Source organism: Bradyrhizobium sp. CCBAU 65884 (genome assembly GCF_028128835.1).
GTDB classification, from domain to species: Bacteria; Pseudomonadota; Alphaproteobacteria; order Rhizobiales; family Xanthobacteraceae; genus Bradyrhizobium; species Bradyrhizobium ottawaense.
This window is the reverse complement of sequence record NZ_LBJU01000082.1, coordinates 1-25,493: the sequence shown is the minus strand read 5'-3', so window position 1 is coordinate 25,493 and position 25,493 is coordinate 1. Positions and strand designations below refer to the sequence as shown.

Below are 25,493 nucleotides of genomic sequence, written 5' to 3'. Positions count from 1 at the left end.
CCTCCCGTGGGATGCAAGGTGCAGCAAAACCGACAAGACCCCGTTACCAGCGAGGGTTAGGAAACTATGAATCGGAACGAAATCAGAGGGTTGTTCCAGCGATCGCGGCGATTGCGGTGTACTCACCGCTTGATCTCCCACTCAAGCGCTTCCGCATTGCCCTTGGCGAACATCGCGGGGACATCGAACTTGCCGGTCTTGAGGTCATAGCGGCATTTCCAGTCGGCGAGCCCCTTCACGGCGACGTTCTTCGGATGCTTGTCCATTTCGCCCGACAGCGAGATCAGCAGGTAGCGGTTGTTGGGCCAGTCGACGCCGAGCCAGCGATACCCATCCTCCGTGCCTTTCATGAGATTGGCCGAGATGTGGTAGTCGAGCTTCATCTTCTTCGTGTCGGGACGGCTGTGGAAATAGTCCCAGGCGAGATCGCTGAGCGACTTCTTCGTTGGGCTTACGAACTTCCCGTTCTCGACATGGTAGAGAAAGAGGTCCTGCGAGCCCGAGCCAGTCTTCTGCATGCGCACCAGCCATTGCGAGTCGCTGGTGAAGCGGAAGCCGGCGCCATAGCCCTGCTCGGGCTTCAGCTCCGTCATCTGATCCCCGCGCCGCGCCCAGACCTGCCATTTGACGCCGAAAAGGTCTTCACTGTCCTTCATGTACTGCTCGAGCTTGGTGGCGCCGTCGGGCGAGGTGAAGGCCAGCTCGGCATTGTCGGTGAGGACAAACCCCGGCGGCGGGCCGGAGGCTGAAAGCGCGGGGGAAGCGGCAAGCGTCAGGGCAAGCGCCACCCCAAGGGTGAGACTTGGGGCGGAACGGCAAAATGCGGTCACGGGAAAATTCCTCAAAAAATGCCGCGATGCGGCCTCGCGTGATTTGACGCCGGCGGGGTGGCGCCGGTTCATCCCTGAGTGCCGGGACGGAGGTCTCATCCCATCGACCGTCTTGCTGCCGCAGCCAATTCGGCGCACCCTGCCGCCCTCGGCTGATTTGCCACCCAAGGTTCTTTTCCGATGATGACCGCATCCAAGGCCTTCATTGCTCTTTGCCTGCTCGCACTGGTCGGCACGGTGCTGGTGATCGGCCCGACCGAGCTGCGCCGCCTGCTGCCGGACGGGACCAAGACCGCCGTCGCCGCCAAGCCCGAGTCCAAGGTCGAACCAAAGGTCGAGGCCAAGGTCGACCTCAAGCCCGAGCCGAAACTGGAACAGCCCAAACCGGACCAGCCGAAGCTTGCCGCCATCGCGCCGCCTGCGCCCGCGGCGTCGCCGTCGCCAGCCCCCGAGCCGAAGGTGGCCGCGCTGGGCGAGATTCAGAAGCAGGTCACGGCGCTGCCCGATCTTGCACCGGTCAAGCCGCCGCCGGCGGTCGCCGACACCGGCCCTCGTTTCGACGTCGCCCGCGTCGACGATCACGGCGAGGCGGCGGTGATTGCGGGCCAGGCCACGCCGGGTGCGAAGGTCGAGCTGCTGCGCGACGGCAAGCCGCTCGATACGGTGGTCGCGGACGCCTCGGGTCAGTTCGTCATGACCCCGCCGCAGCTTCCCGCCGGCTCCTATGAATTGACGCTCCGCGCCAGGGCGCCGGATGGCACGGTCACGCAGTCCAGCCGGACCATGCCGGTGACCATCGCCGAGGCGGCGCCGCCGCCCGCGCGTCCGGCACCGGTCGCCAGGCAAGACGTGAAGCAGGCCGAGAAGCCGGACGACAAATCGGATGTCGTCGCCGCCCTGCAGTCGGGCTCGCCGCATCTGGCCGCGGTATCCGACAGGCTCGCGGCCCGGCCGAAGCTGGTCGGAGCGCCGAAACCTCGCGTCATGGCGCGGGCGCCGGCGGCGACGACCGTTGCATCGGCCTCGCCGGCGGATGGCCTCAGCGTCGCGCCGGCGGAGACCGGCAGCCGGGTGATTTCCCGCGGCGACAGCCTGTGGGCGCTCAGTCGGCTGGCTTATGGCGACGGCGCCCGCTACGCCGTGATCTTCAAGGCCAACCGCGACAAGATCCACAATCCCAATCTGATCTATCCCGGCCAGACGTTTGTGATGCCGCAAAAGGCGGAGTGAGGGCGCGGTCTTTCTCCTCCTTCTCCCGCGAGCGGAATGAAGTCAGCCGCCGCCCGCGACGCTTTGCCCTGTATCCCCGGGGAACAATTGGTTCCCTCGCGCGTCATCTCGATGCGCCGCAGTGCGCGCGCGGGCAGCCGGGAGGAGGCCGAATTGGTCAGGTCAGCGGTCGTGTCAGGACGCATGGGACTGGCGCTGGCAGGCGCGACCATCATGATGGCGGCAGTGCTGCTGCCCGGTAAGGCTGAAGCGCAGTTCGGATTGCGCGGCGGTCCGCTTGGCGTCGCACGCTTCGCCGTTGGCCATGTGATCGGCATGTCGCGCTTGCGCCATTCCCGCATGGCGGTGCGGGGCGGCCGATACCGCTCCGCCGCGTTGAGGTCGCAAGATCCACGTCAAGATCCGCGCGGCGCCGAGCGCGGCCAGAATTCCAATCCTTACGTCCTGCGTGCGGCACTCACGGCGCAAGCGGCCTTGTCGGGCTGGCAGGGCGGTCGCCGACCGCAGGGTTGGTGGCGCCATCCCGACGGCAGCTACGGCTGGGTCGGCCCGGTGTTCTGGCCGTTCGCGCATGACGACCTCACCAATGCCGTGGTCTTCGGCGATGCGACCAGCCTCTCGCTTTACGGCTATGGCGACATCTATGCCGCGCTCTTCGCGCCCTATGCGGCGACCGAACTCGCGGCCTACACCGCACCGCAAGGCCGGCGCGGGCGACGAGTCCCGACTGCGGAGACCCTGTGCGAGGCCAGCGACACCGGCGGTCTGCCGGTCGACCGCATCGCCAGCGCCCTGCAGCCGAACGAATTGCAGCGCGTGGCGCTCGACGAGCTCGCATCCGCCTGGACCAATGCGCGCGACACCATCCGTGCCGCCTGCCCGGCGCAGGCGCCCGCCAGCGCGTTGGAACGGCTGGGGCTGATGCAGGCGCGCATCGAGGCCATGATCAAGGCAGCCGACGCCATCGAGGCGCCGCTGGCGAAGTTCACAGGTCTGCTCGATGACGGCCAGAAGGCCAAGCTCGAGGCGCTCTCCAAGGACCGTCGTGCCGCGCTCGCGTCCATGCAGCGCAAGGATACGAGCAAGGATACGAGCAAGGATGCGCAGGCCTCGAGCGCCTGCGACCCGAATAGCGATCCCCGTTATGACGAAAAGCTGCAGCGTCAGTATGAGCAGCTCGTGCAGCAGCAATGGCCGGCAGATGATGTCGCCTCGACGCTCCGTCTCGACGACACCGCCCGCGCCCGCTTCGAGGTGCTCCAGGACACCACGCTGCGCACCATGGAAACGCTCAGTGCCTGCCCGTCACAGACGCCCGAGACACCGCAGGCCCGCCTCACCGCCGTGAAAGCGCGGCTGCAAGCGATGCTGCAAGCGGTGAACGGCGTCACCGATGCGCTCGACGATTTCGAGGCGGATCTGACCGACGAGCAGAAGGCCGGCTTCGAGGCGATCGGGCCGAAGCGCGGGGCGTGAGGCCGACGGCGAGACGCCTCCCCGTGAAATCGGTTAGCTAATCTCCCGCCTGACCTTCGCTGCCGCGTCGCACATGGCCTTCAGCTTCCCGAATGCGGTCGCGCGCGGCATGTATTTCATGCCGCAATCGGGCGCGGGGATCAGACGGTCGGGCGACACGTATTTGAGCCCGTTGCGGATGCGATCGGCGACAGTATCGACGCTCTCGATCGCGGGGTCCGCGAGGTCGAGCACGCCGAGCATGATCTTCTTCGACGACAAATCCTTGAGCACGCCGAGGTCGAGCTTCGGCTGCGCCGCCTCGATCGAGATCTGGTCGGCGATGGTGTCGTCGAGCTCGGCCAGGAAGGAATAGCCGGCCGGCTTGTTCGAACCCGGCACGACGGCCGCATAGCCGAAGCAGAGATGCACCACGGTCGGCACTGTGATGCCCTGCAGCGCGCGGTTGATCGCCTTGACTGCATAGCGCTTGGCGAGCTCCGGATTGTTGCGCACCCAGGGCTCGTCGAGCTGGATCACGTCGGCGCCGGCCTCTTGCAGATCGAGCGCCTCGGCATTGACGGCTTCGGCGAGAGCCATCGCCAGCTCTTCCTCGTCCTTGTAGAACTCGTTCTTGGCCTGCTGGCTCATCGTGAACGGGCCGGGAAGGGTGATCTTCGCCGCACGCTCGGTGTTCTCACGCAGGAACTGCATGTCATGCAGCTCGACCGCGCCTTTGCGCCTGATGGGACCGACGACGCGCGGCACCGGCGTCTTCGTGTTGCCGGTGCGCGCCACGATCATCGCGGGATTGTCGCCGTCGATGCCATCGAGCGCGGTGGCGAAACGGTTGGAATAGCTCTCGCGGCGAATCTCGCCGTCGGTCACGATGTCGATGCCGGCGCGTTCCATGTCGCGGATCGCGACGATGGTGGCATCGTCCTGGGCTTCCTCCAGATGCTCCGCCGGCAGCCGCCACATGTCGTGCAGACGGGTGCGCGGCACCACCTTCGACAGCATGGCGCGATTCACCAGCCATTCCGGCTGCGGATAGGAGCCGACCACGGTGGTCGGCAGGATGTGCGTCGGCATGGGCATGGGGTTCTCCTTCTTATTGTTGTCGAGCGCCGTTGTGAGCGCGTCTGGTCAGGCCGCGCGCGTTGCTGCGACTGAACCCTCGTCCTTGACGGGATTACTGAGGATGCCGATGCCGGAGATCTCGATCTCGACGACGTCGCCGCCCTTCATCCACAGCGGCGGCGTGCGATAGGCGCCGACGCCGCCGGTCGTGCCTGTCACGATCACGTCGCCGGGCACGAGCTCAGTGAAGGTCGAGCAATAGGCGATCAGGGCCGGCACGTCGAAGACGAGATCGGAGATCGGCGCCTTCTGCACCTCGACGCCGTTGAGCCGGGTGATCAGTGTCTGCGCGGTGACATCGGTCAGCTCGTCGGTCGTGACCATCCACGGCCCGAAGCCGCCGGTCCCGGCAAAATTCTTGCCCGGCGCGAATTGCGAGGTGTGGCGCTGCCAGTCGCGGATGCTGCCGTCATTGTAGCAGGCATAACCTGCGACATGGCTGAGCGCAGCTTCACGCGCGATGCGGCGGCCGGCCTTGCCGATGATGACGGCCATTTCGCCCTCATAGTCGAACCGCTCGGATTCCAGCGGCCGGATCATCGGCTGGCCGTGGCCGACCTGGCTGTTGGCGAAGCGGGTGAAGATCATCGGATGCGCCGGCGTCGGGTGGCCGCTCTCGGCGAGATGCGTGGCGTAGTTGACGCCGATGCAGAAGATCTTGTCGGGATCGGGGACCGTCGGCAGCAGCGCGACGTCTTGAAGCGCGTAGTCGGGCTTCTCGGCGGCCAGTTTCTTCAACTCGTCGAGCGAGCCCTTTGCAAGCAGCGCCTTCAGCGTCGGAGTGGCCTTCAGGCGCTTGCCGGCATCGATGACACCCTTGTCGGTGACGATGCCATAGCTCGCACTGCCGGCGATGGTGAAGCTTGCGACTTTCATGGGTCAAACACTCTCTTCGATGGAGGAAACATAGTCGTTGATCGGAAGCGCGATCTCGCCGCCCCGGATCGGAACGCAGGCCGGCGGGAAGTCCTGGCGGAAGCGGGCGCCGGCCGCACCGGCGCGGTCGAGAAAGCGTTCCAGATGCGCCATCGCGCCGGTCGGAAGATCGTGCAGCACCATCAGCGTCCAGGGCTGCCGGCTGCATTGGTCGAGCGCGCGCTCGGTCCAGCCGTCGGGGTCGTCCCAGTCGCGCGGAATCGAATTCCAGAGCACGCAGCTGTGCTTCTTGCGGGTGAGGTAGTCGACGACGGATGGCTTGAGCAGCCGCGTGTCCAGATTGCCGCCGCCACCGAACGGCCGGAACCAGCGCTGCGGATGCGAGAGATCGCCAATCGCGTCCTGCGTGCGGCCGATCTCGTTCTCCGCGGTGTCGCGCCCGGATTGCTCGCCAAGCGGGATGCTGTGCGTGAAGGTGTGGTTGCCGATCCAGTGCCCCTCGCGGTGCGCGCGCTCCGTAAGGCCGCGCCGCTCGGGGTCGGCGAGCTTCTCGCCGATGACGAAGAAGGTGGTCTTGATCCCGCGCGTCCCGAGAATGTCGAGCACGCGCGGCGTCACCTCGGGATCGGGGCCGTTGTCGAATGTCAGGGTCAGATCGTACACGCAGCTACCTCAGGTCGCCGGCTGCATCGCGCCTGTCGCGATGTCGTCGTTGGCCTGGCCGGCGCGGGTGCCGGTCTGCCAGATCGCCGCCTTGCGCTCGATCCACCGGATTACGGCGTTGAAGCCGATCGCGAGGAACAGCACCAGCAGCACGCCCGCGAACACGTGCGGGCTGTCGAGGATGGTGCGGTAGCGCGAGATCAAATAGCCGATGCCGGCCGAGGAGATCAGCATCTCCGAGACGACGACGCCGACGATCACCAGCGCGCCGCCGACACGCAGGCCGGACAGGACGGTCGGGATCGCCGCGGGGATGATGACGCGGACCAGCCGCTGGCTCAGCGTCGCGCCCATGCTGCGGGCCGCGAGCAGGAGCTGCGGATCGATGGTCTGGATGCCGGCAGCGGTCGCGAGCATCGTCGGCAGAAAGCCGTAGATCGAGGCGAACGCGATCTTGGATTCCGAGCCGATGCCGAGCCACACGGTGAAAACGGGATAGAGGATCACCAGCGGCACCGCATAGAGGCTCGACACCATCGGCATGATCAACACGCGCGGGCGCGGCAGGCTGCCGACGACGGCGCCGAGCAGGATGCCGCCGCCGCAGGCGAACGCCATGGAGACCACGACCTCGTAGAGCGTGACTGCCAGCGCATGACCATATTCGCCGGCGTCGGTCCATCCGGCCATCAAGGTGGACGATAGCGAGGGCAGGAACAGCTCGGCAATGAGCCCGGTGCGCGGCAGCAGCTCCCACAAGGCGATCAGGCCGATCACGATCAGATATCGCAACGTCCTCGCGCTTATTCTTGCACTGATCCTGGCGCTCATCGTCGCCTCACGCCGATTTGCGGATATGCCGCCAGATGCGGTCGCGCAGGCTCCCGAACGCATCGCCGCTCAGCATCTCGTAGGTGCGAGGCCGCGGCAGCTGGACTTGAAGATGGTCGACGATGCGGCCGGGCCGCGCCGACATCACGATCACCTCATCGGCGAGATAGACGGCTTCGGTGAGGCTGTGGGTGACGAAGACGACCGTCTTGCCGGTCGCCGCCCAGATGCGCAGCAGCTCGTCGCCCATGGTCATGCGCGTCTGCTCGTCGAGCGCTGCGAACGGCTCGTCCATCAGCAGCACGGGCGGATCCTGCACCAGCCCGCGCGCGATCGAGACGCGCTGCTTCATGCCGCCCGAGAGCTCGTGCGGATGGCGCCTGCCGAAACCTTCGAGCCCGACCAGCTTGAGCGCATCCTGCGCCTTGGCGCGGCGCTCGGCCTTGGGCACGCCGCGCAGCGCCAGCGGAAACTCGACATTGTCCTCGGCCGTCAGCCAGGGAAACAGGCTCGCTTCCTGGAACACCACGCCGACCCTGTCGGGGTCGGGCTGCAGGATCGGCGCGCCGCTGATGGTGATCGTGCCCGCGGTCTGCTGGCGCAGGCCCGCCATCATCATCAGGAGGGTGGACTTGCCGCAGCCACTGGGTCCGACCAGCACCACGAAGCGGCCGGGCTTGACCTCGAGGGAGACGTCCTCCAGCGCGACGACGTCCTGCGACCGGGTCTTGAACACCTGGCCGACATTCTTCACCTCGATCGCGCCGGCGCGCGGGGCGGGCTTCAATTGGGTCACGTTCGCCAATGGCTGCATCGCGTTTCCACCCATCTGACAAGTTCGTTGAAGGTCATGGCGATCGCGGCGACCATCACGACGCCGGCGAGGAGCTGCTTCATCTGGAAATTCTCGCCCCAGGTCGCGATCTGGTGGCCGATGCCGTCGCGCGAGGCGTACATCTCGGCGAGGATCACGCCGGTGAGGTTGAAGATCATGGAGATCCGCAAGGCCTCCAGCAGCACCGGCAGCATGCTCGGCAGATAGACCCGGAACGCGGTCTGCATCCGCGTGGCGCCATAGGAGCGTGCCACCGTCAGATGCTCGACCTTGACCGACTCCACCGCGGTGGTGGTCGACATGATCACGATGAAGATCGTGGAGAAGAAGCCGAAGCCGACCTTCTGGGCAAAGCCGACGCCGAACACCAGGATGAACATCGGCAGGAAGATCGACTTCGGGATGCTGAAGGCGAAGAACAGCAGCGGCTTGGCGACATCGGCGAAGTAGCGGTTCTCCGCGACCAGGAAGCCGATCAGCGCGCCGAACGGCACGGCCAGCGCGAACGCCGTCAGCACCTCGGTCGCGGTGACCATCAAATCCTTCTGCACCGCGGCGCGCTGCAGCAGTTCGCCGAGCGTCACGAATGTGTCGGAGGCCGACGGCAGCAGCCGCGGATTGACGATGCCGGTGCGCGACAGCATTTCCCACAGCGCCAGGACCGCGACGATGATCGCGATCCGCGCGAGGTTGATGGCGAGCGTGCCCTGCATCGTTACGGCTTGGTCGGGACGGGCTTGAACTTGGTCGAGATCACGTCCTCGGCGGGCACGATGTCCTTGAGCCCGCCGAGCTTGGCGAGATCGAGCGACAGCTGCACGGCGGCGCTGACGTTGGCCGCGCCCATGTCGCCGCTGGTCTCCAGCTTCATGATGGTGTTGTCGTATTCGAGGCCGGCGATCTCCGGCGGCATTTCGTAGAGCTCGGCGATCAGCTTGACGGTGACGTCGCGATTGGCCCGCATGAATGCGACCGCGCCGTAGAGGGCGTTCACCGCCTTCTGCACCATCTGGGGTTTTGCATCGGCAAACTTGTCGAGCACGATCCAGCCTGCGGTGAGGTTCGGCGGCACAGCGGTCGAATAGTCGAGAATGGTCTTGGCTTCGCCGGATTTCGAGATCTGGAAGCTCAGCGGCGAATAGACCACGGCGGCCTCGACATTGCCGGCGAGCAGGTTCGGCACCAGGCCGCCACCGCCGACGGGCACGCGCGTGAAGTCGATCTTCTTGTCCTGAATGGTCCACAGCGCGAGCAGGTCCGAGCCCGAGCCGGCCGCGGTGATCGCCACCTTCTTGCCGTTGAGGTCCTTGACGTCGAGCGTGGATTTGGTCGGCACCATCAGCTGCCAGCCGAAATTGCCCATCGCGGCGTTGGCGACGATGCGCGACATCACGCCCTTCTTGCGCCCGGCGGAGACCAGCGACGGCGGATCGAGGATGATGTCGGCCGCGCCTGCGGCCATGCCCTCGAAGGTCTCGGCACCGCTGCGGTAGATGGTCAGCTCGGCCTGGATGCCTTCCTTCTCGAACAGCTTTTGCCGCACCGCCGTCTCGGCGATCGTCGTTGGCCAATATGTCTTGGTGGGCAGGCCGACGCGGATGGTGTCGGTGGCGTTCGCGGGGCCGGCCAGGATGGCGGCGGCAACGAGCGATAGGAGCGCATGACGGCGATTGATCTTCATTGTTTCCTCCCGGTCTGTCTTTTCTTGCTTGTGTGCCGGATTCGTCCGGATCGTCAGGTCGTGCGGCTCACCTCCGCAATGCGCGAGGCGGCCAGCTCGACGAATTCCTTGGTGATACCGAAATGCTTTGACAGAGCGCGAACCGCCGCATCGGCGTCGCGCTTCATCACGGCCGCGACGATCGCCGCGTGCTCAGCCTCGACGTCGCGCGGCTTGACGCCGGGCTCGCGACGGATCGACAGACGCCGATATCGCTCGCTTTGCTCGTGCAACACGTCGCGGAAGCCGAGCAGCCATGGCGAGCCGCAGGCGTTGACCAGCGCACGGTGGAAAATGCGGTGACGGATCACCCATTCCTCGTAATGCACCGTGGGATCATCGGGGTAGTGATAGGGGACGGCTTTCAGAGCCGACCAGGTCGACTTCACCGATTCGAGCCAGGCATCGTCGCCCCGCTCGATCGACCGGCGCAGCGCGAGGCCCTCGATGTCGATCCGGGTCTGCGTCACGTCGGCAAGATCGGCGAGCGACACCGGGCTGACGCGGAAGCCGCGCTGGTCCGAGGCCTGCACCAGGCCGTCGGCGACGAGGCGCGACAGTGCCTCGCGGACGGCGGCAAGGCTCACCGAAAACTGCTTGGCGAGGCCGGCGATGTGCAGCTTCTGGGCCGGCAGCAGCCGCGCCGCCAGGATGTCGGCGCGCAGCCGCTCATGCAGCGCCGACGTCAGGCTGCGCGGACCATCGCCGGGGTTTCCGGACATATCGAACTGAAGCGGACCCATCGGGCGATGATTGCAAGGCGGCATCCCGGGGTCAATAGAAAATCGAAAATCGATTTTTATGGCAGGCGAGCTGGGGCTGGCGTTGGAAGCTCGGGAATCTCCATCGGTGGGGCCTGTCCCGCCTACGCCGCCGAAGCCGCTTCGATCAGCCGCACGCCCAGTCGAATTTCATGTCCCTGAAGTCGAACTGCGCGTTGCCGGTGCCGAAATTGTAGCCGCCGAGATATTCCTCGAACTCGATATAGAACGGACTCATCTCCGGCACCGCCTGGCACGGCCGCATGGTGCCGCCGAGATGGTTGTGGGCGTGGTCCTTGGCCCAGTCGTGCAGGCGGTAATTCTCGGTGCTCGCGACGCCGCCGACAAAGTAGTAGTAGGGCTGATAGTCGCTCGGCGGGTTGCGCGGGAAGTGCGGGTCCTGCGGGGCCTTGCCGGCGTTGGGATCGGTCGCGCGCGGCATCAAGGCGATTCCGAGGTTCTCTGTCAGATCGGGGCGCGGAGGGCCGGCGAACATCTTCTGCGCAAAGGGCGGGGCGGCCCCGTAGAATGCGCTGGCGCCGCCGACATCGAGCCAGCGCGGCCGCTCCGCCGTCGCCAGCGCAAGCGGTGCCGGCGGTGTCGCGAACGCGCCTTCGTATTCGCTTCTGGTCAGCAACAGCGCAGCATATTCGTAGTCGAGGATGTCGGTCATGCGCGACAGGCGCGGATGCGATGGCCGCGCCATCACGGCGTCGCGGATCTCGGGGACATCGGTCGCGCCGCCGTCAGTGTGATCAGCCGGAGTGGCGAAGAACGACACCGCGACGATGTCCTCGCCATGCACGCGATAATCTTCCGGCAGCAGCAGCGTGAAGCCGTGCATCAGCGGATAGCCGGTGACGGGATCAAGCGGCCATTGCTCGCTGCTGATACCCGGCGGCAGGCCATAGACCCAGCCCTGGTCGCGCGCGCGATCGGCGGGACGGTCCAGCATCTGCAGATCATAAGCACGCGAAGGCAAGGCAAGCGCCACGGGTAGTCTCCCAACAAAGTCGCCTCGCCGTTGAGGCGAGGGTTAGTCGCGGGGAAGAGGGATGTGGTTCGGGGGGATTCGTTCGCGGGGACAACCAATGCGGTTGCGTAAGCCGCCGCCCAACCCTCCGATTGGGCTTCCGTCTACCCTAGCACCATCTGGGTCGCCTTCTCTTGCCAGTCTGACGGCCCGGTGAACGCCCTCATGAATCCGGATCGCGCTTCGTCAGCCGCTTCGCCTCGGCTTCGAGCTTTGCCAAATCCACCTCGGCTTCCTTTTCGGACTCGATCGTCTCGGCAGCCCGACGGTCGGCGTCGTACGTCTCGAACCGGAAATGGACGATCTCCTCCATCCGCTCGTGCGATATCCGCCCCTTGCCCTTCAAGATGTCGCGTTCGTTGAAGGCGAGGAAGCGATCCGTCTGAGCGATCCAGTCCGCCATTCGCGTTTCCTGCCGGCGCGAGGCGCGATCCTCGGCGAAATCGAGGAACATAGTGGTGAGCCGGTTGAGCTGTTCCATCTCACCAGCGTCCAGATAGTTCTTCGACACCGTGACGTCCGCCTTGCGGATGCGGTCGCCGGCCCAGCTGGTGAGCGCCATGTGGGGCTTGGCGGGATCGGCACGTGCGACGATCAGTTCGGCGGCAGTATGCCCGGTGATGGCAAACACCAGCTTGTTCTGGATCGTGGCGAAGAACGCCTTCGCAGTCTCCGCGGTGCCGTCGTAGTCAACGCTCGTTGCTTTGAAGAGATCGCGGACCTTCTGATAGAATCGCTTTTCCGACGCCCGGATGTCGCGGATGCGGCGCAGCAGCTCATCGAAATAGTCGAGGCCGCCTGGTTCCTTCAGCCTGGGGTCGTCGAGCACGAAACCCTTGACCAGAAACTCGCGCAGCACCGTGGTCGCCCAACGGCGGAACTGGCTGCCGCGCGGGCTTCGGACGCGGTAGCCGACGGCCAGGATGGCGTCGAGATTGTAGTATGAGGTCGCATAGGCCTTGCCGTCGGCGGCAGTTGTCAAGGATTCCTTGACAACTGAGTCCTGTCGTAACTCTTTGTCAGAAAATACATTTTTTAAGTGTAGGCTGACATTCTGCTTAGTGGTGTCGAACAGCGCCGCAATTTCCGCCTGGGTCAGCCAAACCGTGCCATCCACCACGCGCAGCCGGATTGTGTCCCGCCCGTCCTCGGTGCGGTAGAGGATCAGCTCGCCGCGGGACGGGGGGGCGCTCATGCAACCGCCTCGACGATCTTCTCGACCGCCTTCGCCGCGATCGACTTTCGCCCCTGAGCCTTTTCCCGGACCCGTGCCATTCTTCCCGACTGTCGCAGTCAAACGTGCGCCTAGTACTACGATAGGGGACGTCGCTTGCGCATTATCTTTTTGCTTAGTTCACAACAGGATGGCGACGAGCCTAGAGCTCGGCTGTCTCCAAAGACATCCTCGATCAGCGCTTGCAAATGGCGCGAGCGCTCTCCTGCGCAACGTTGCTTGATTTCGAATAATCAAAAATTCTCTTTACCAGAAGCGCGACACACCCTATGCTGCCTCCAACTCATCCCCCGGTAAGGGACGGATCGCGATCGTCAGGGTTCGTGGGTGAGGAGCGGTGGACGCGGGCGGCGTTGGTGCCAGATGCGGTCGCAGGGCGGGTAGTCCCCGTGAGCGATCAGCGGGCGCGTGTACGACGGTGCTGGCTCGCGTACGGCAAAATCGTGTGGTCGTGACGCCCGAATATCCGGCGTCAAGTCTTGCAGCGGTGCGCTGGTCCGACCGGACCTGTGCATCCCATGAAAGCTGCAAGGCGACGGTGGCAAAGGGATCGACTCACCGGCGAGAGCGCGACATAAGCCGTTTCAACCACTGCGCAGGGAAGGCCGGGCATTCGGCCGCACCTGTTTCTCCCCTGTGAGCGACTATCACGCACTCATGCACAGGGGTCTTACGGGTGCCAGCCGGTGCCCGGTCTTCCCTGCGCCCTTCCATTTCGAAGGGTGCCGTGACGAAGCTAAACCCGGGCGCCATGTGCCGCGGGATCGCGACATGCTGTTTGTAAGTGATAGCGGGCAATGCCTCACCATGCGAGGCAGGCGAAGAAGCTACCCGCGGCGTCGCACCGCCGAGGCATCTGCCACGTTCTCGACTTCCTCGCGCCAGTTCAAAATCTCCATCGCCAGCACGGGATGATTGAAACCCTTGAGCTGGAGATCGTCGAGGGCGCGCGCCTCCACCCAGGGCTCGACGATGCCGTAGACGCGGCGGCTGACCACGATCTGGTTGGGCTTGGCTTCGCCGCACAGGCGCGAGGCGAGGTTGGTGACGCTGCCGATCGCGGCATATTCCAGCCGCTGCTCGAAGCCGACCTGGCCGAGCGTGGCATAGCCGACCGCGATGCCGATGCCGAAGCCGAGGCTGTGCCCGCGGTTGCGCCAGCGCTCGGTCAGCGGGCCGATGGTGTCGCGCATCTCCACCGCCATCTTCACGGCGCGCTTGGTGTGGTCCTCGAACTGGATCGGCGCGTTGAACAGGATCATCACGCCATCGCCGGCATATTTGTCGAGCGTGCCTTCATATTTGAAGATCAGCTTGCCGAGCGCGGCGTGATATTCGCGCAGCACGTTCATCGCCTCTTCCGGCTCGGTCGCTTCCGTGAACGCGGTGAAGCCGCGCAGATCGCAGAACACCACGGTCACCTCGCGGCGCTGGCTGGTGAGCAGGCCTTCGGGGCTGTCGGAGGAGGCGATCAGCTGCGCCACCTGCGGCGCCAGGAAACGCTCCAGCTTGCGGATGCGCTCGATCTCGCCGAGCTGGGTCTTGACGCGCTCCTCGAGCGACTTGTTCCAGTTCTTCAATTGCTCGGTCTGCTCGCGCAGCTTGTCGGCCTGGGCGCGCACGGTCTCGTTCGCCGTCTCCAGGGCGTGGCTCTTGTGGTCGACTTCGGTGAACAGTCGCGCATTGCGCATCGCCAGCACGGCCTGGTTGGCGAAGGTGCGCATCAGGCCGATGATGCTGGCGGCGAACTCGCCGCTCGCGCGGCGCAGCACCACCAGCGAGCCGAGCGTGCCCTGCTGGTCGACCAGCGGCACCACCAGCACCGAGTGGAAGCCGGCCGCGATGGCGACCTCGCGCAGCGGCTGCTCGGCGGCCGCGCCAGGTTCGGCAATCGCGATCGGCTCGCCGCTTTCGGCGGCATCGCTCAGGATGTTCTCGCCTTCGTCGATGGTGACATGGGCGCCGTCGGGGGATTTGTCGATGCCGTTGGCCTCGACCAGGTTGAAGCGGCGCGTCTCCGCATCGAAGCCGTAGATCAGCACCGCGTCGGCATGGGTGATCTCGATCGCGCGCGCGGCGATCGTCGGCAGCACGGCGTTGAGATCGAGCGAGGCGGCGACGGCGCGGCCGACCTCCTCGAGCACCTTCAGCTCGTTGATCGACTGCGCCAGATCGCGCGTGCGCTCCTCGACCTTGGTCTCCAGGTCCGAATAGGTCTCCTGGATCTGGCCGGCCATGCGGTTGAACTGACCGGCGAGGTCCTCCAGCTCGTCCGCGGTGCGCACTTCGATGCGGTGGCTGAAATCACCCTCGCCGAGCCTGTAGGCGCCGTCGCGCAGCGCGGTGATTGGAATGATCATGCGGCGGGCAAGCAGCGTGCCGGCGAGGATCGCGACCATCAGCCCCATGCCGATCAGAAGCGCGATGCGCACCAGCTGGTCGCGGATCGGCGTCAGGGCCTGCGTGGTCGGCTGCTCGAACAGCACGCTCCAGCCGAGCTTCGGCACCGTGCTCGCCGCGCTCATCACCGCATGGCCGTTGAAGTCGGTGCCCGAACTGTCGGCCTCATGGCCAGGCGCGATCGCGGCCGCGACCTGCGGCAGCTTCGACAAATCCTTGCCGACATCGGGCCCTTTCGACGACGTCGCCAGCACGCGGCCGCGGGGATCGACGACATAGGCAAAGGCGGCCTTGCCGACTTGCGCGTCGGACAGGAAGTCGGAGAGAAAGCCAAGATCGATCTCGGCCACGGTGACGCCGGCATTGAAGCCGGAATGCGCCACCGAGATCGACATGAACGGGGTCCGGTCGGCGAACCAGGCCGGCGCATAGCTGACGCCGCGGGCGACGGTGTCGGTGAAGCGCATGTCGCGGGAGAGATCGGCATTGCTGCCGGTCGTGGTCGACTGGCGGGAGACGCGCAGCACCTCGCGGCCTTCGCCGTTGAGCTGGAACAGCTGGTTGACGACCGAGACCTGGTGCAGCAGCGACGCGTAGTCGGCGCGGCGCTTTTCGAGGGTGTCCTGGCTCGCCCGCGTCACCCAGCTGATCTGGCGATCGAGCTCCGAGATCGATTGCTCGATCCGCCGGGCGGCAGCTTGCGCCTTGTCCTCCAGCCCGTCGGTCAGCTGTGTCTTGGTGGCGCGGTAGGAGATCCAGGTCTCCATCGCGCCGTTGACGGCGAGGACGAACACGACGAGGCCGACGAGGGAGACGACGTATTTGGCGAACAGGCCCTCGCGCAGAAACCGTGTCTTGTCGTTCGCTCCTGCCATCCCGATCCTCTCGCGCCGCCATCGACGCTGCGCGCTCACGGGCCGTGCAGGCCCTTCCCGGCCGTTCTATCACAATTTGGGCCAAAGGACCGCCGCGCGGGCCGGGGACCGGCCGGCGTGGTTACTCCCTGTGGACGCCGGGGCCGGCGGAAGGCCGGTGAATTGCCGCAGCCTCATCCGTTCGGAGGAAGCCGGTGGCGGGGAAGCTGATGTAAGGGGATTGCCGTGGAGCCCAGCCCGCCAATCACCGGTTAAAGAGTTGCCGCAGCACGTCGTTCATTGGCTGACTGTCCTGCTGCGCGACCGGCGGGTCCTCAAGGGCTGGAGCCGCGGGCGAGGCCTGCGGCGACGGCGTGGACGGCGTTGCCGGCAGGCTGCGGCTGCGGCCACTGCCTGGCGCGGCGCCAGTGCTGCTTCCCGCGCCGCTGGAAAGTCCCTGCTGAATCAAATTGCCGATGGCTTCGCCCAAGGGGCCGCCGAGCAGATTGTTCTGCCCCGGCTGCTGGGCTTGCGGATTGGCGTTGCCGGCCGCGTTGCCGCCGGGTGCAGTCGTGCCACCGAGACCCAAACTTCCCAGAATGTTGCCGAGCCCGGCGCCGTCAGGGCCGAACAGGCCCTTGCCCATCTCGCGCAGCTTGGCATAGGCGGCGTCGGGATTGTCCAGCATGCCGGCCATATCAGGGTAGATCTTGGGCTGCGACCAGCTGCCCTGGATCATCACGGGAATGCCGAAGCCGACCGGCTCATTGGCGCGGCCCTGACCTTCGGTCGTCATCACGAGCTTCGGCTCGACGCGAAAACCCATCATCTTGGTGTCGAGCGCGATGGTGCCGGCGCCGGTGACGCGCACCAGCGGCCCGATCAGGTTGAGATCGGTCGTCACCGCCTGGCCCTTGTCGATGCGGAAGGAGGCCGAGAGCTGCGACAAATCCGTGCTCTGCTCCTGGCCGGCGTTCTGGTTGTCCTGCCAGCCGGACAACGTGCCCGATGTCAGCGAGCGGATCATCTGCGCGACGTTGATGCCGCGGATGGCGCCGTCCTGGAAATTGACGAAGGCGGTGCCCTGCATGTTCGCCATCAGCGCGCGCTGGCTGGCGCCGGCGCTGCGAAGAGCGAGCTTGGCCTGCAGCTTGCCGTCGATGCGGTCGAATTCGGCAAGGCCCTGCAGCAGCGGCAGTGCGCGCACGCCGACGAGATCGGAATGCATGGCAAAGCTCGGCGCGCCGCTGGTCGCATCCAAAATCACCTCGCCCGAGACCTGGCCGCCATAGGCGCCGAGATTGGCGGTGCCGGCCTTCAGCACGCCGCCGGCGAGCTTTGCATCGAGCGCCAGCGGCGCGATGCGGGCGTCGCCGATCACGGCCTCGCTCGCGGAGATCCGCACTTGCGCATCGACATAATTGAGCCCGGACACGTCGATCGGCGCATTGCTCCAGGGCTGCCCGGCTGCGCCCTCCGGCGATTTCGCCAGCGGAATTGCCAGTCGCTGGAAGTCGAGGTCGAGCTTGACCAGCGGCTTGCTCGCAATGTCGACCGAAGCCCAGCCATTGAATGTGCCATCGCCGAGCCGGCCATTCACGCCGTTGATCATCACGACGTCGCCGTTCATTCGCATCTCGGCATGGCCGGTGAGCTGAGACTTCAACACGTCGGGCATGTCGATGGCGAAATCCACCGGGATCGTCGGCCGGTCGGCCGGTGGCGCCGGCGTGGTCGCCTTGATGTCGAACTTGGTCGGGTGGTCGCCGACGCGCCCGGTGCCGGTGACATTGACCTTGCGGTCGCGGCCGATGGTCGCCTCCGCGTTGATGGCACTGATGCGGCCCTCGACACGGTCGCGCACGCGCGCGAATGCGACCTCACCGTCGGTGACCTTGACGCGGTCGATGGATGCCCCGCCGACATCGAGCGCGAGCGGCTTCGACGAGCCCCCCGCATTCGGCAGGCGTTCACGCAGCAGCGGCTGGTAGAGCACCGGATGGGTGACGATCAGCTCGCGGATCTCAGGGCGGCCCGACCACACGCTGGAGAGCGACATGTCGGCCTGCACGCTGTCGACCGTCACGCGCGTAATGCCGCTGCGATCCCGGGGGTCGGCAAGCGAGAGGTCGTTCAGGGTGACGTTCAGCGTCGGCCACAGGCTGATCTTCGTGGTGCCGTCGATCGAGAGACGATAGCCGGTCGCGCTCTCGACGCGCGAGGCGATCGTCGACGTCAGGAAGCCCGAGGGGATTCCGACCACCAGCAGGAGTGCGATCACGACGATGACGGCGGCCAATGCCGCGCCGGCGAATTTTACTGCTCTCATCTCGACTTTCCACTGACGGACGATCGGCGTCGAATCCCGCCGGCTATCCATCCTTCGCGGCCGAGTTTATCCCGGGACGGGAAGCGGCTCCAAGCGCGTAAAAATAGTCAGGGGGTGCTGCAAAGTTATGTGACTTATGACACACTTCCCCGACGCGGTTTTACGCGATCCTGATCGTGATGGTTTCAAGCGATTTGCCAAGCGTCTGACAAGATGACTGACCAGGACTTCACAAGGACATTGGAATGAGCAAGCAGGCCGAATTTGCGGTCATTTTGAAGATGAACGCGATGTTCGCGGATCTCGGTGCAGACGAGCTCCAGCGGCTGTCCAATCTCTGTCACACCCAGCACCTGGGGAACGGCGAGGTGCTGTTCCAGAAGGGTGATGCCGGCAACGCGCTGTTCGGCGTGCGCCGCGGCCAGGTCCGCATCGAGACAGGTGCCTCCGACGGCAGCCGGCTGACGCTCAATTTCATGGGCCCGGGCGACCTGTTCGGCGAGGTCGCGGTGCTGGACGGCCAGAATCGGACCGCGGATGCGACCGCGGGCGAGGCCAGCGAATTGTTCGTGCTGCGGCGCGAAGATTTTCTCAGCTTCCTCGAACGCGAGCCGAAGGTCGCGATCAAGATCATCGCGCTGCTGTGCCAGCGCATCCGCTGGCAGAGCGAGCGCATGGAGGAATCCATGCTGCAGCCGCTGCCGGTGCGCCTGGCGCGGCGGCTCTGCGCACTCGCCGCCGATTTCGGTTCCGAGGTGCACATCTCGCAGGAGCAGCTCGGCGTCTTCGTCGGCGCCGCCCGCGAGAGCGTCAACCGCCAGCTGCAGGCCTGGCGCAAGGAAGCGATCCTCGATCTGCAGCGTGGCCGCATCCTGCTGCGGAACATGACCAAGCTGACCGCGATCGCGCGGAACGAGTAGCAGCTAGGCTGCCTCCGGCACATAGTGCAAGAGCAGCAGCTCGGATCGCAAACAGGGCGCAACGGCGTAGGGCCGCCCATCGTCGTCGCTGAATTCGACAAGTACTGTCTCGTCGTCGAACTCTTCGACGATCGTGCCAACGTTTCCCCTCGCCAACCTGTGCTCAGGCAGGTTTGCGAGCAATGCGACGACGTCCAGCGCTCGCGGTGCCCGATCTTCCTTCTTGTTCGTTGCGCTCATCATAGCACCCAACAAGTGACAAAGGTCGGCCGGTCGTCGCCGACCCGTATGATCCATGCGGTTCTTACCACAGCTTGCTTCCGATGTCGCCTGAGCAGGACATCCACCCGCCAGTGGGTGCCCCAGCGATCCGTCGCAACTTCGGACGCATCGCCGGAAATTGCGGCTTCCAGCAGTGCGTCGCGAAGCCACATGGCATCTCCACGCTGAAGGTCTAGTGCGTCGCGGAAAACTCTTGCCTTATGCCGGCCGCGTGGATGCAAGGGATTGAGGCAATAATCTTCGATCTTCCGAATGTCGACGCTCGCTTTCTCACCATTCGGGATGTGCGTCATAGTAACCTGATCCGGCTCCAGCCGCTCGAACCCTACTCCGCCGCGGGGTGGATGATATTCTTCGGCGCTGGCCCTGCTTCCGCTGGTGCCGCTCCGTGATGACCGTCCGTCTCGGCATCCTCGCTGTGCACGATCAGCCGCTTGGCGAAGCGCCAGATCAGGGCGCCAAAATCGTCCATCACCATGAACATCGCAGGCACGAACACCAGCGACAGGATGGTCGAGAAGATCAGGCCGCCGATCACCGCGAGCGCCATCGGCGAGCGAAACTCGCCGCCGGCGCCGACCGCGAGCGCGCTCGGCATCATGCCCGCGGCCATCGCGATCGTGGTCATCACGATCGGGCGGGCGCGCTTCATGCCGGCGTCGATCATCGCCTCTTCGCGCGGCTTGCCGGCGTGAATGGCTTCGATCGCGAACTCCACCAGCATGATCGCGTTCTTGGTGACGATGCCCATCAGCATCAGAATGCCGATCCACACCGGCGTGGTGAGCTGCTTGCCGGTGATGAGCAGGGCCGCGATGGCGCCGCCGATCGAGAGCGGCAGCGAGAACAGGATGGTGATCGGCTGCAGGAAGGTGCCGAACAGCAGCACCAGCACGGCGTAGACCATCATCAGGCCCGCCGTGATCGCGGTGGCGAAGCCGTCGGACAGCTCGTTCAGGCTTTCGGCGTCGCCGGAGGGAGAGACCTTCACGCCCTTCGGCCGGCTCTTCATCACCGGCAGGTCGTAGATCTTCTTGGTGGCGTCGCCGAGCGCGGCCGAACCGACGAGGTCGGCGGCGACGGTCGCCTGCCGCTCGCGATCGTAGCGGTTGATGCTGGTCGGACCCTGGTCGAGCTTGACGTCGGCGATGACCGAGAGCGGCACGCCGCCCTTCTCGCCGTGCTCGCCGAGCGGCACGCGCAACTGCTCCAGCGTCTTCAGATTGCCGCGCGCGGCATCCTCGAGCTGCACGCGGATCGGCACCAGGCGGTCGCCGACGTCGAACTTGGCGAGCGCGGGTCCGACATCGCCGATGGTGGCGACGCGGATGGTCTGCGACAGGCTTTCGGTCGAGACCCCGAGCCGCGCGGCGAGATCGGCGCGCGGTTCGACGCGCAGCTCGGGCCGCTCAAGCGTGGTTTCCGAGATCACGTTGGAGATGGTGGGAATCCGCTTCATCTGCGTCGCGAGCTCGCTCGCGAAATTGTTGACGATGTTGGCGTCGACACCGGTCACGACCAGCGAGATGGCGCGCAGGCCGTTCTCGTCGAGGAACCAGAAGCGGATGTCGGGAATGTTCTCCAATTCCTGGCTGATCGAGAATTCGAGCTCGCGCTGGGTGATGTCGCGGGCATCCTTGGGCGTGTAATTGATGATCAGTGCTGCGCGCCGGACTTCCTGGGTGCCCGGTGGAACGCGCCCGCCGTCGACGAAGATGCTCTTTACCTCGGGCCGTTTGCGCAGGCGCGCGACGATGTCCTCGGTAACCTTCTCGGTATAGGCGAGCTGGGTGCCCGGCGGCAGCTCGAGCGCAAGCAGCGAGCGCGAACTGTCCTGCGCCGGCAGGAAACCCTGCGGCAACAGCGTAATGCTCCAGATCGAGGCGGCGAAGACGCCGAAGCCGACCAGCACCGTGATGAAATAGTGTTTTACCGACCAGGCCACGATCCTGTGATAGGACCGCAGCACGCGGCCGGGCGGCGGTTCTTCGTGAGTGCCAGGCTTGAGGAAGTAGGCGGCGAGCACCGGCGTGACGAAGCGCGCCGCGAGCAGGGAGAAGAACACCTGCACCGAGACGGTGATGCCGAACTGCTTGAAGAACTGTCCGGCGATACCCGACATGAAGCTCGCCGGTGCGAAGATCGCGATGATGGTGAGCGAGATCGCGATCACCGCGAGGCCGATCTCGTCGGCGGCTTCGAGGGCGGCACGATAGGGCGACTTGCCCATGTTCATGTGCCTGACGATGTTCTCGATCTCGACGATGGCGTCGTCGACCAGGATACCCGTCGACAGCGTAATGGCGAGGAAGCTGACGAGGTTCAGCGAGAAGCCGAGCAGGTCCATCGCCCAGAACGCCGGGAAGATCGACAACGGCAGCGAGATCGCGGCGATGATGGTGGCGCGCAGGTCGCGCAGGAACAAGAGCACGATGACGACGGCGAGGATGGCGCCTTCGAACAGGGTCGAGATCGCCGCGTGGTAATTGCCGTTGGTATATTCGACCGAGGTGTCGATCACCTTCAGGTCGACGTCGGGATAGGCGGCCTTGAGTACGTCGATGCGCTTCTGCACGGCCTCGGCCACCTTGACGTCGCTGGCGCCCTTGGAGCGCTTGATGCCGAGCGCGACGATCGGCTCGCCGTTGAAGCGGGCGAAGGTGCGGCGGTCTGCGATGGTGTCGGTGACGGTGCCGAGATCGTCGAGCCGGACCTCGCCGCCGCCGAACAGCGGGATCATGGTGCCGGCAAGATCGCTCAGCGTCTTTGCGCCGGCGAGCGTGCGGATCGCCTGGTCGTTCTTGCCGATCTCGGCCCGGCCGCCGGCGACGTCGACATTGGTACCGCGCAGGCTCTGGCTGACATTGACCGCGGTCAGCCCCATCGCCTGCAGGCGGTCGGGATCGAGCGAAACAAGAATCTCGCGCTCGACACCACCGATGCGCTCGACCTGGGCGACGCCGCGCACGCCTTGCAGCGCGCGCTTGACCACGTCGTCGACGAAATAGGAGAGCTGCTCGGGCGTCTTGCCGGGCGAAATCGCGGCGTAGGTGACGATCGGCAGGCCGATGACGTCGACGCGCTGGATCAGCGGCTCGGTGACGTTCTGCGGCAGGTTCGAGCGGACACGCGTCACCGCGTCCTTGACGTCGTTGAGCGCGCGGTCGGTGTTGGTTTCAAGCGCGAACTGGATGGTGGTGACCGACACACCGTCGGTGATCTGTGAGGTAATGTGCCGCACGCCCTCGACGCCGGAGACGGCGTCTTCGACCGTCTTGGTCACCTGCGATTCGAGCTCGGCGGGCGCCGCGCCGAACTGCGATACCACGACCGAGATCACGGGAATGTCGGCCGAAGGCAGCCGCGTCACCGCGAGCTTGGTGAAAGACACCCAGCCGAGAATCAAGAGGATGATCGAGAAGACGACCGACGGCAGCGGATTCCGGATCGACCAAGCCGAGATATTGAGAGCCATCAGCGTACCCGCGTGCGATCGAGTTCATCGGCGAACATGGTCTTGATCTGGTCGCCGTCATGGAGCGAAGAGCCGGCGTCGGCCACGACGATTTCGCCGACGTCGAGGCCTTCCAGGATTTCCGTCGCGTTGTCGGACGAGAGCCCGACCCGCACCTTGCGCGTCTCGATCGTGTTGCCCTTGACGACCTGAATGGTGAGATGGTCGATCGCGGTCTTGGGGATCGAGACGCCGCAGCTTCGCTTGGCGTCGATCGAGGCACGGGCGAACACGCCGACCTTCAGCGACGGATTGTTGGTGACGCTGATGCGGACGCGGCCGAGCTGCGTGGCGCGGTCGATTTCGGGCGCAACCAGCCGGACCCGGCCGATCAAATCGGGCGCGTCGTCGCGGCTGATGCGCACGGTGGCGCCCGAACTGAGCTTGGGCATGTGCACCGCCGGAACCTGAGCATCGAGCTCGATCTCGTTGTTGACGGCGATGCGGAACATCGGGCCGGCCTGCGGTGAAGCGGGCGCGCCGACGATGGTGCGGACTTCGGTGATGAGGCCCGGCGCAGGTGCCTTCAGCGAGATCGGGCCTTGCGGACCGGGTCTCTGCGGCTGGCCCGGGATCTGCGGCGGCGCGGTCAGGCGCGCCAGCTCCTGGTTGTCGGCAACGACGGTGCCTTCGGTGACGAAGAGATCGGTGACCTTGGATCCTTCCTGGTCGGCGATGACCACGGCCTCGCGGCGCGGCACGAAGAAGCCGGTCACCCGCACGAGGTCGGAGAAGCAGGCATTGGTCGACTTCGTCACGATGACGAGCGCCTCGCTCTGCGTTTCCTTCGGCTCGGCGCGCTTCCGATGCTCGAACAGGTAATAGCCGACGCCGAGCGCGACGACGAACACCACCGTTCCGGCAGGCTTGAGATATTCGGAGAGATTCATCGCCGGATCATCCTGGCCTGGCTCACGGCCGTCCGCGCGAGGCCCATCGAGAACGTTTCCCTGAAACAAAGCGGCGTCCCGCAAGGCCGCGGGACGCGCTTTGGAGGCGAGACTTTACACCACATCACGACTTGTCACTTCAGAGGATTGCGTCGTGCTCACTTCGATGCGGTGGTCTTGTTTTCCATGTTGACGACCTGCACGCGGCGGTTGGCCTCTGCCATCGGCTGGCTCGGATTCTTCAGCTTGCTCTTGCCGTAGCCGACGGTGACGAGGTCGGTGGCGGAGATGCTGTACTTGTCGACGAGATAGCGCTTGATCGCATCCGCGCGGCGTTCCGACAGGTCCTGGTTGTAGGTTTCGCCGCCGGCGGCATCGGTGTGACCGGCGACCACGAAGGTGGAGCCCTTCAGGTCGGGACTGGTCAGCGCGCGACCGAGCGCCTGCACGGATGGCATCGACTTGGCGCTGATATTGGCGGAGTTGTAGTCGAACGTGATTTCGAGATCGATGTTCGGCTTGTCCTTGGCGACCGACGCGATTTCCTCGCGCTCGGTCGAGGACAGCGAACGCGTCGAGCGGCCGCGCACCGACTGGATCAGCTTGGTCTCGGCCGCGTTCGGCGCGGGATCGGCCTGCGGGGCGATCGAGAGGCCGCGGGTCAGGGGCTTCTTGGCCGGCGGCGCCAGCGCGCGGACGATGTCGTCCTCGGTGACGTTCTTGCTGTTGCCGTCATCGCCAGCGAAGGCCGGCGAGGCCGGCAGCGACAGCGTGGCGCCAAGAGTGATGCCAAGAGTGATGATGGACAGGATCGCGGTAAGTCCCTTTGCAGCCGATTTCATAACCAGTCCCTCCTGCGCAGCCAGCTCGCGCGGTTCCAAAATTCCTGCCAAAATTCCTGCAATGAGCCCCCCGGGGAAGGCTGCCTGCGGCATCCGTTCGTTAGTCTTCCCTGGGCCACCAAGGGTTCGAGGCGCCGCCTGCCTCAATTCAAAAAAATACTAGCGCACTCCGTAGCTTGCGAACTCCTGAACGATGTTCGGATCCATTGCCTTGGCATTGGCGATATCAAGCGCGCCTTCCTGGGCGGAGCCATTGCGCTGCTTGGCGAGGCCACGTCCGTAGAGCGAGGAAGTCAGGCGCGGGTTGATCCTGAGGGCCGCATCGAAATCGGCGATGGCATTCTTGACCGCGCCCGATTTGAGGTTGACGAGCCCGCGGCTGTCCAGCGCATCGACGAAGTTGGGCCGCAGCCGCAACGCCTCGTTGCAATCCTTCAGCGCGCCCTGGAGGTCGCCGACCACGGTGCGGGTCCAGCAGCGGTTGTTCAGCGCCTCGACATCCTTGGTGTTGATCCGGAGCGTGTCGTCGAAATCCTTGATGGCGAGGTTGTAGGCGCCCTTGCTGGCATAGACCTGGCCACGCCGGTACAGCGCGTTCACGTCATCAGGATTGGCGGCGATCTTGGAGGTCAGGCTCTTGATCGTGGGATCGTCGGCCAGCGCGGCAGCGCTCGGCCCGCTGTCCGTGCTCGGCGCCGGAGCGGGATCGATCGGTTTGACCGGCGGTGGCGGCGGGGGCAGGGCGGCCTCGACCTGCGGCTTCGGCGTGGGGGCCGGCGCAGGCGCAGGAGGTGGAGAAGCAGGCGCGGGCGCCGCAGCGGTGTCGGCCGGCTTCGGCGGCGGAGGCGGTGTCG

At 65.5% G+C, this 25,493-nt stretch carries 22 protein-coding genes; 3 read left to right on the top strand and 19 right to left on the bottom strand.

The window, feature by feature from the left end; all coding sequences use genetic code 11:
* Positions 1 to 122: 122 nt before the first annotated feature.
* Positions 123 to 830 (bottom strand): hypothetical protein, encoded by a 708-nt coding sequence (locus XI03_RS04745; protein WP_271591474.1) that lies wholly within the window; start codon positions 828 to 830, stop codon positions 123 to 125.
* Between the two features lie 180 nt (positions 831 to 1,010).
* Between XI03_RS04745 and XI03_RS04740 the strand changes: the two genes are divergently transcribed.
* Both XI03_RS04740 and XI03_RS04735 read left to right on the top strand, forming a co-directional pair.
* Complete coding sequence (locus XI03_RS04740; protein WP_271591473.1) at positions 1,011 to 2,060, top strand: LysM peptidoglycan-binding domain-containing protein; 1,050 nt, start codon at positions 1,011 to 1,013, stop codon at positions 2,058 to 2,060.
* Between the two features lie 183 nt (positions 2,061 to 2,243).
* Complete coding sequence (locus XI03_RS04735) at positions 2,244 to 3,536, top strand: Spy/CpxP family protein refolding chaperone (protein WP_271591480.1); 1,293 nt, start codon at positions 2,244 to 2,246, stop codon at positions 3,534 to 3,536.
* Positions 3,537 to 3,569: 33 nt separating this feature from the next.
* On the opposite strand, the gene XI03_RS04730 is transcribed toward XI03_RS04735, so the two are convergent.
* The 12 genes from XI03_RS04730 to XI03_RS04675 all read right to left on the bottom strand — a co-directional run bounded on the left by XI03_RS04730 (position 3,570) and on the right by XI03_RS04675 (position 18,191).
* On the bottom strand, positions 3,570 to 4,613 hold the full coding sequence (locus XI03_RS04730; protein ID WP_271591472.1) for a cobalamin-independent methionine synthase II family protein: 1,044 nt from the start codon (positions 4,611 to 4,613) through the stop codon (positions 3,570 to 3,572).
* A 48-nt stretch (positions 4,614 to 4,661) separates the two neighbouring features.
* Positions 4,662 to 5,531 carry a fumarylacetoacetate hydrolase family protein gene (locus tag XI03_RS04725; protein WP_271591471.1) on the bottom strand — a complete coding sequence of 290 codons (870 nt, stop codon included), beginning with the start codon at positions 5,529 to 5,531 and terminating at the stop codon, positions 4,662 to 4,664.
* A 3-nt stretch (positions 5,532 to 5,534) separates the two neighbouring features.
* Positions 5,535 to 6,194: a polysaccharide deacetylase family protein gene (locus XI03_RS04720; protein WP_271591470.1), complete on the bottom strand. Its 660-nt coding sequence runs from the start codon at positions 6,192 to 6,194 to the stop codon at positions 5,535 to 5,537.
* Between the two features lie 9 nt (positions 6,195 to 6,203).
* A complete protein-coding gene (locus tag XI03_RS04715; RefSeq protein ID WP_028143881.1) occupies positions 6,204 to 7,025 on the bottom strand; it encodes an ABC transporter permease in 822 nt (273 codons plus the stop codon).
* 7 nt (positions 7,026 to 7,032) lie between these two features.
* Positions 7,033 to 7,839, bottom strand: a complete 807-nt coding sequence (locus tag XI03_RS04710; RefSeq protein ID WP_049801915.1) for an ABC transporter ATP-binding protein — start codon at positions 7,837 to 7,839, stop codon at positions 7,033 to 7,035.
* A complete protein-coding gene (locus tag XI03_RS04705) occupies positions 7,818 to 8,573 on the bottom strand; it encodes an ABC transporter permease (protein ID WP_028143883.1) in 756 nt (251 codons plus the stop codon). Before XI03_RS04705 ends, XI03_RS04710 begins: the two co-directional genes overlap by 22 nt.
* Positions 8,574 to 8,575: 2 nt before the next feature.
* Positions 8,576 to 9,541 carry an ABC transporter substrate-binding protein gene (locus XI03_RS04700; RefSeq protein ID WP_271591469.1) on the bottom strand — a complete coding sequence of 322 codons (966 nt, stop codon included), beginning with the start codon at positions 9,539 to 9,541 and terminating at the stop codon, positions 8,576 to 8,578.
* 53 nt (positions 9,542 to 9,594) lie between these two features.
* A complete protein-coding gene (locus tag XI03_RS04695; RefSeq protein WP_271591468.1) occupies positions 9,595 to 10,302 on the bottom strand; it encodes a GntR family transcriptional regulator in 708 nt (235 codons plus the stop codon).
* A 166-nt stretch (positions 10,303 to 10,468) separates the two neighbouring features.
* Positions 10,469 to 11,335: a hypothetical protein gene (locus XI03_RS04690; protein WP_271591467.1), complete on the bottom strand. Its 867-nt coding sequence runs from the start codon at positions 11,333 to 11,335 to the stop codon at positions 10,469 to 10,471.
* 202 nt (positions 11,336 to 11,537) lie between these two features.
* Complete coding sequence (locus XI03_RS04685) at positions 11,538 to 12,569, bottom strand: virulence RhuM family protein (protein WP_271591466.1); 1,032 nt, start codon at positions 12,567 to 12,569, stop codon at positions 11,538 to 11,540.
* A gap of 866 nt (positions 12,570 to 13,435) precedes the next feature.
* Positions 13,436 to 15,883 carry an adenylate/guanylate cyclase domain-containing protein gene (locus tag XI03_RS04680; RefSeq protein ID WP_271591465.1) on the bottom strand — a complete coding sequence of 816 codons (2,448 nt, stop codon included), beginning with the start codon at positions 15,881 to 15,883 and terminating at the stop codon, positions 13,436 to 13,438.
* 244 nt (positions 15,884 to 16,127) lie between these two features.
* Entirely contained in the window at positions 16,128 to 18,191 is a 2,064-nt protein-coding gene (locus XI03_RS04675) for an AsmA family protein (protein WP_271591464.1), read from the bottom strand.
* Positions 18,192 to 18,436: 245 nt separating this feature from the next.
* Between XI03_RS04675 and XI03_RS04670 the strand changes: the two genes are divergently transcribed.
* On the top strand, positions 18,437 to 19,111 hold the full coding sequence (locus XI03_RS04670; protein ID WP_028143892.1) for a Crp/Fnr family transcriptional regulator: 675 nt from the start codon (positions 18,437 to 18,439) through the stop codon (positions 19,109 to 19,111).
* A gap of 3 nt (positions 19,112 to 19,114) precedes the next feature.
* Here XI03_RS04670 and XI03_RS04665 read toward each other — a convergent pair whose 3' ends face one another.
* From XI03_RS04665 to XI03_RS04640, 6 genes are all read right to left on the bottom strand, one after another.
* The gene (locus tag XI03_RS04665; RefSeq protein ID WP_271591463.1) at positions 19,115 to 19,354 is read right to left on the bottom strand and encodes a DUF4926 domain-containing protein; all 240 of its coding nucleotides are present in this window, start codon (positions 19,352 to 19,354) and stop codon (positions 19,115 to 19,117) included.
* Entirely contained in the window at positions 19,351 to 19,686 is a 336-nt protein-coding gene (locus XI03_RS04660; RefSeq protein ID WP_152036310.1) for a DUF6883 domain-containing protein, read from the bottom strand. The genes XI03_RS04665 and XI03_RS04660 overlap by 4 nt, the downstream gene beginning before the upstream one ends.
* A 32-nt stretch (positions 19,687 to 19,718) precedes the next feature.
* The gene (locus XI03_RS04655) at positions 19,719 to 22,868 is read right to left on the bottom strand and encodes an efflux RND transporter permease subunit (RefSeq protein WP_271591462.1); all 3,150 of its coding nucleotides are present in this window, start codon (positions 22,866 to 22,868) and stop codon (positions 19,719 to 19,721) included.
* Positions 22,868 to 23,797: an efflux RND transporter periplasmic adaptor subunit gene (locus XI03_RS04650; protein ID WP_028143894.1), complete on the bottom strand. Its 930-nt coding sequence runs from the start codon at positions 23,795 to 23,797 to the stop codon at positions 22,868 to 22,870. The genes XI03_RS04655 and XI03_RS04650 overlap by 1 nt, the downstream gene beginning before the upstream one ends.
* 158 nt (positions 23,798 to 23,955) lie before the next feature.
* Entirely contained in the window at positions 23,956 to 24,639 is a 684-nt protein-coding gene (locus XI03_RS04645) for an OmpA family protein (protein ID WP_038950746.1), read from the bottom strand.
* A gap of 159 nt (positions 24,640 to 24,798) precedes the next feature.
* Positions 24,799 to 25,493: tetratricopeptide repeat protein (locus XI03_RS04640; protein ID WP_271591461.1), on the bottom strand; the 695-nt coding region annotated here is incomplete at its 5' end.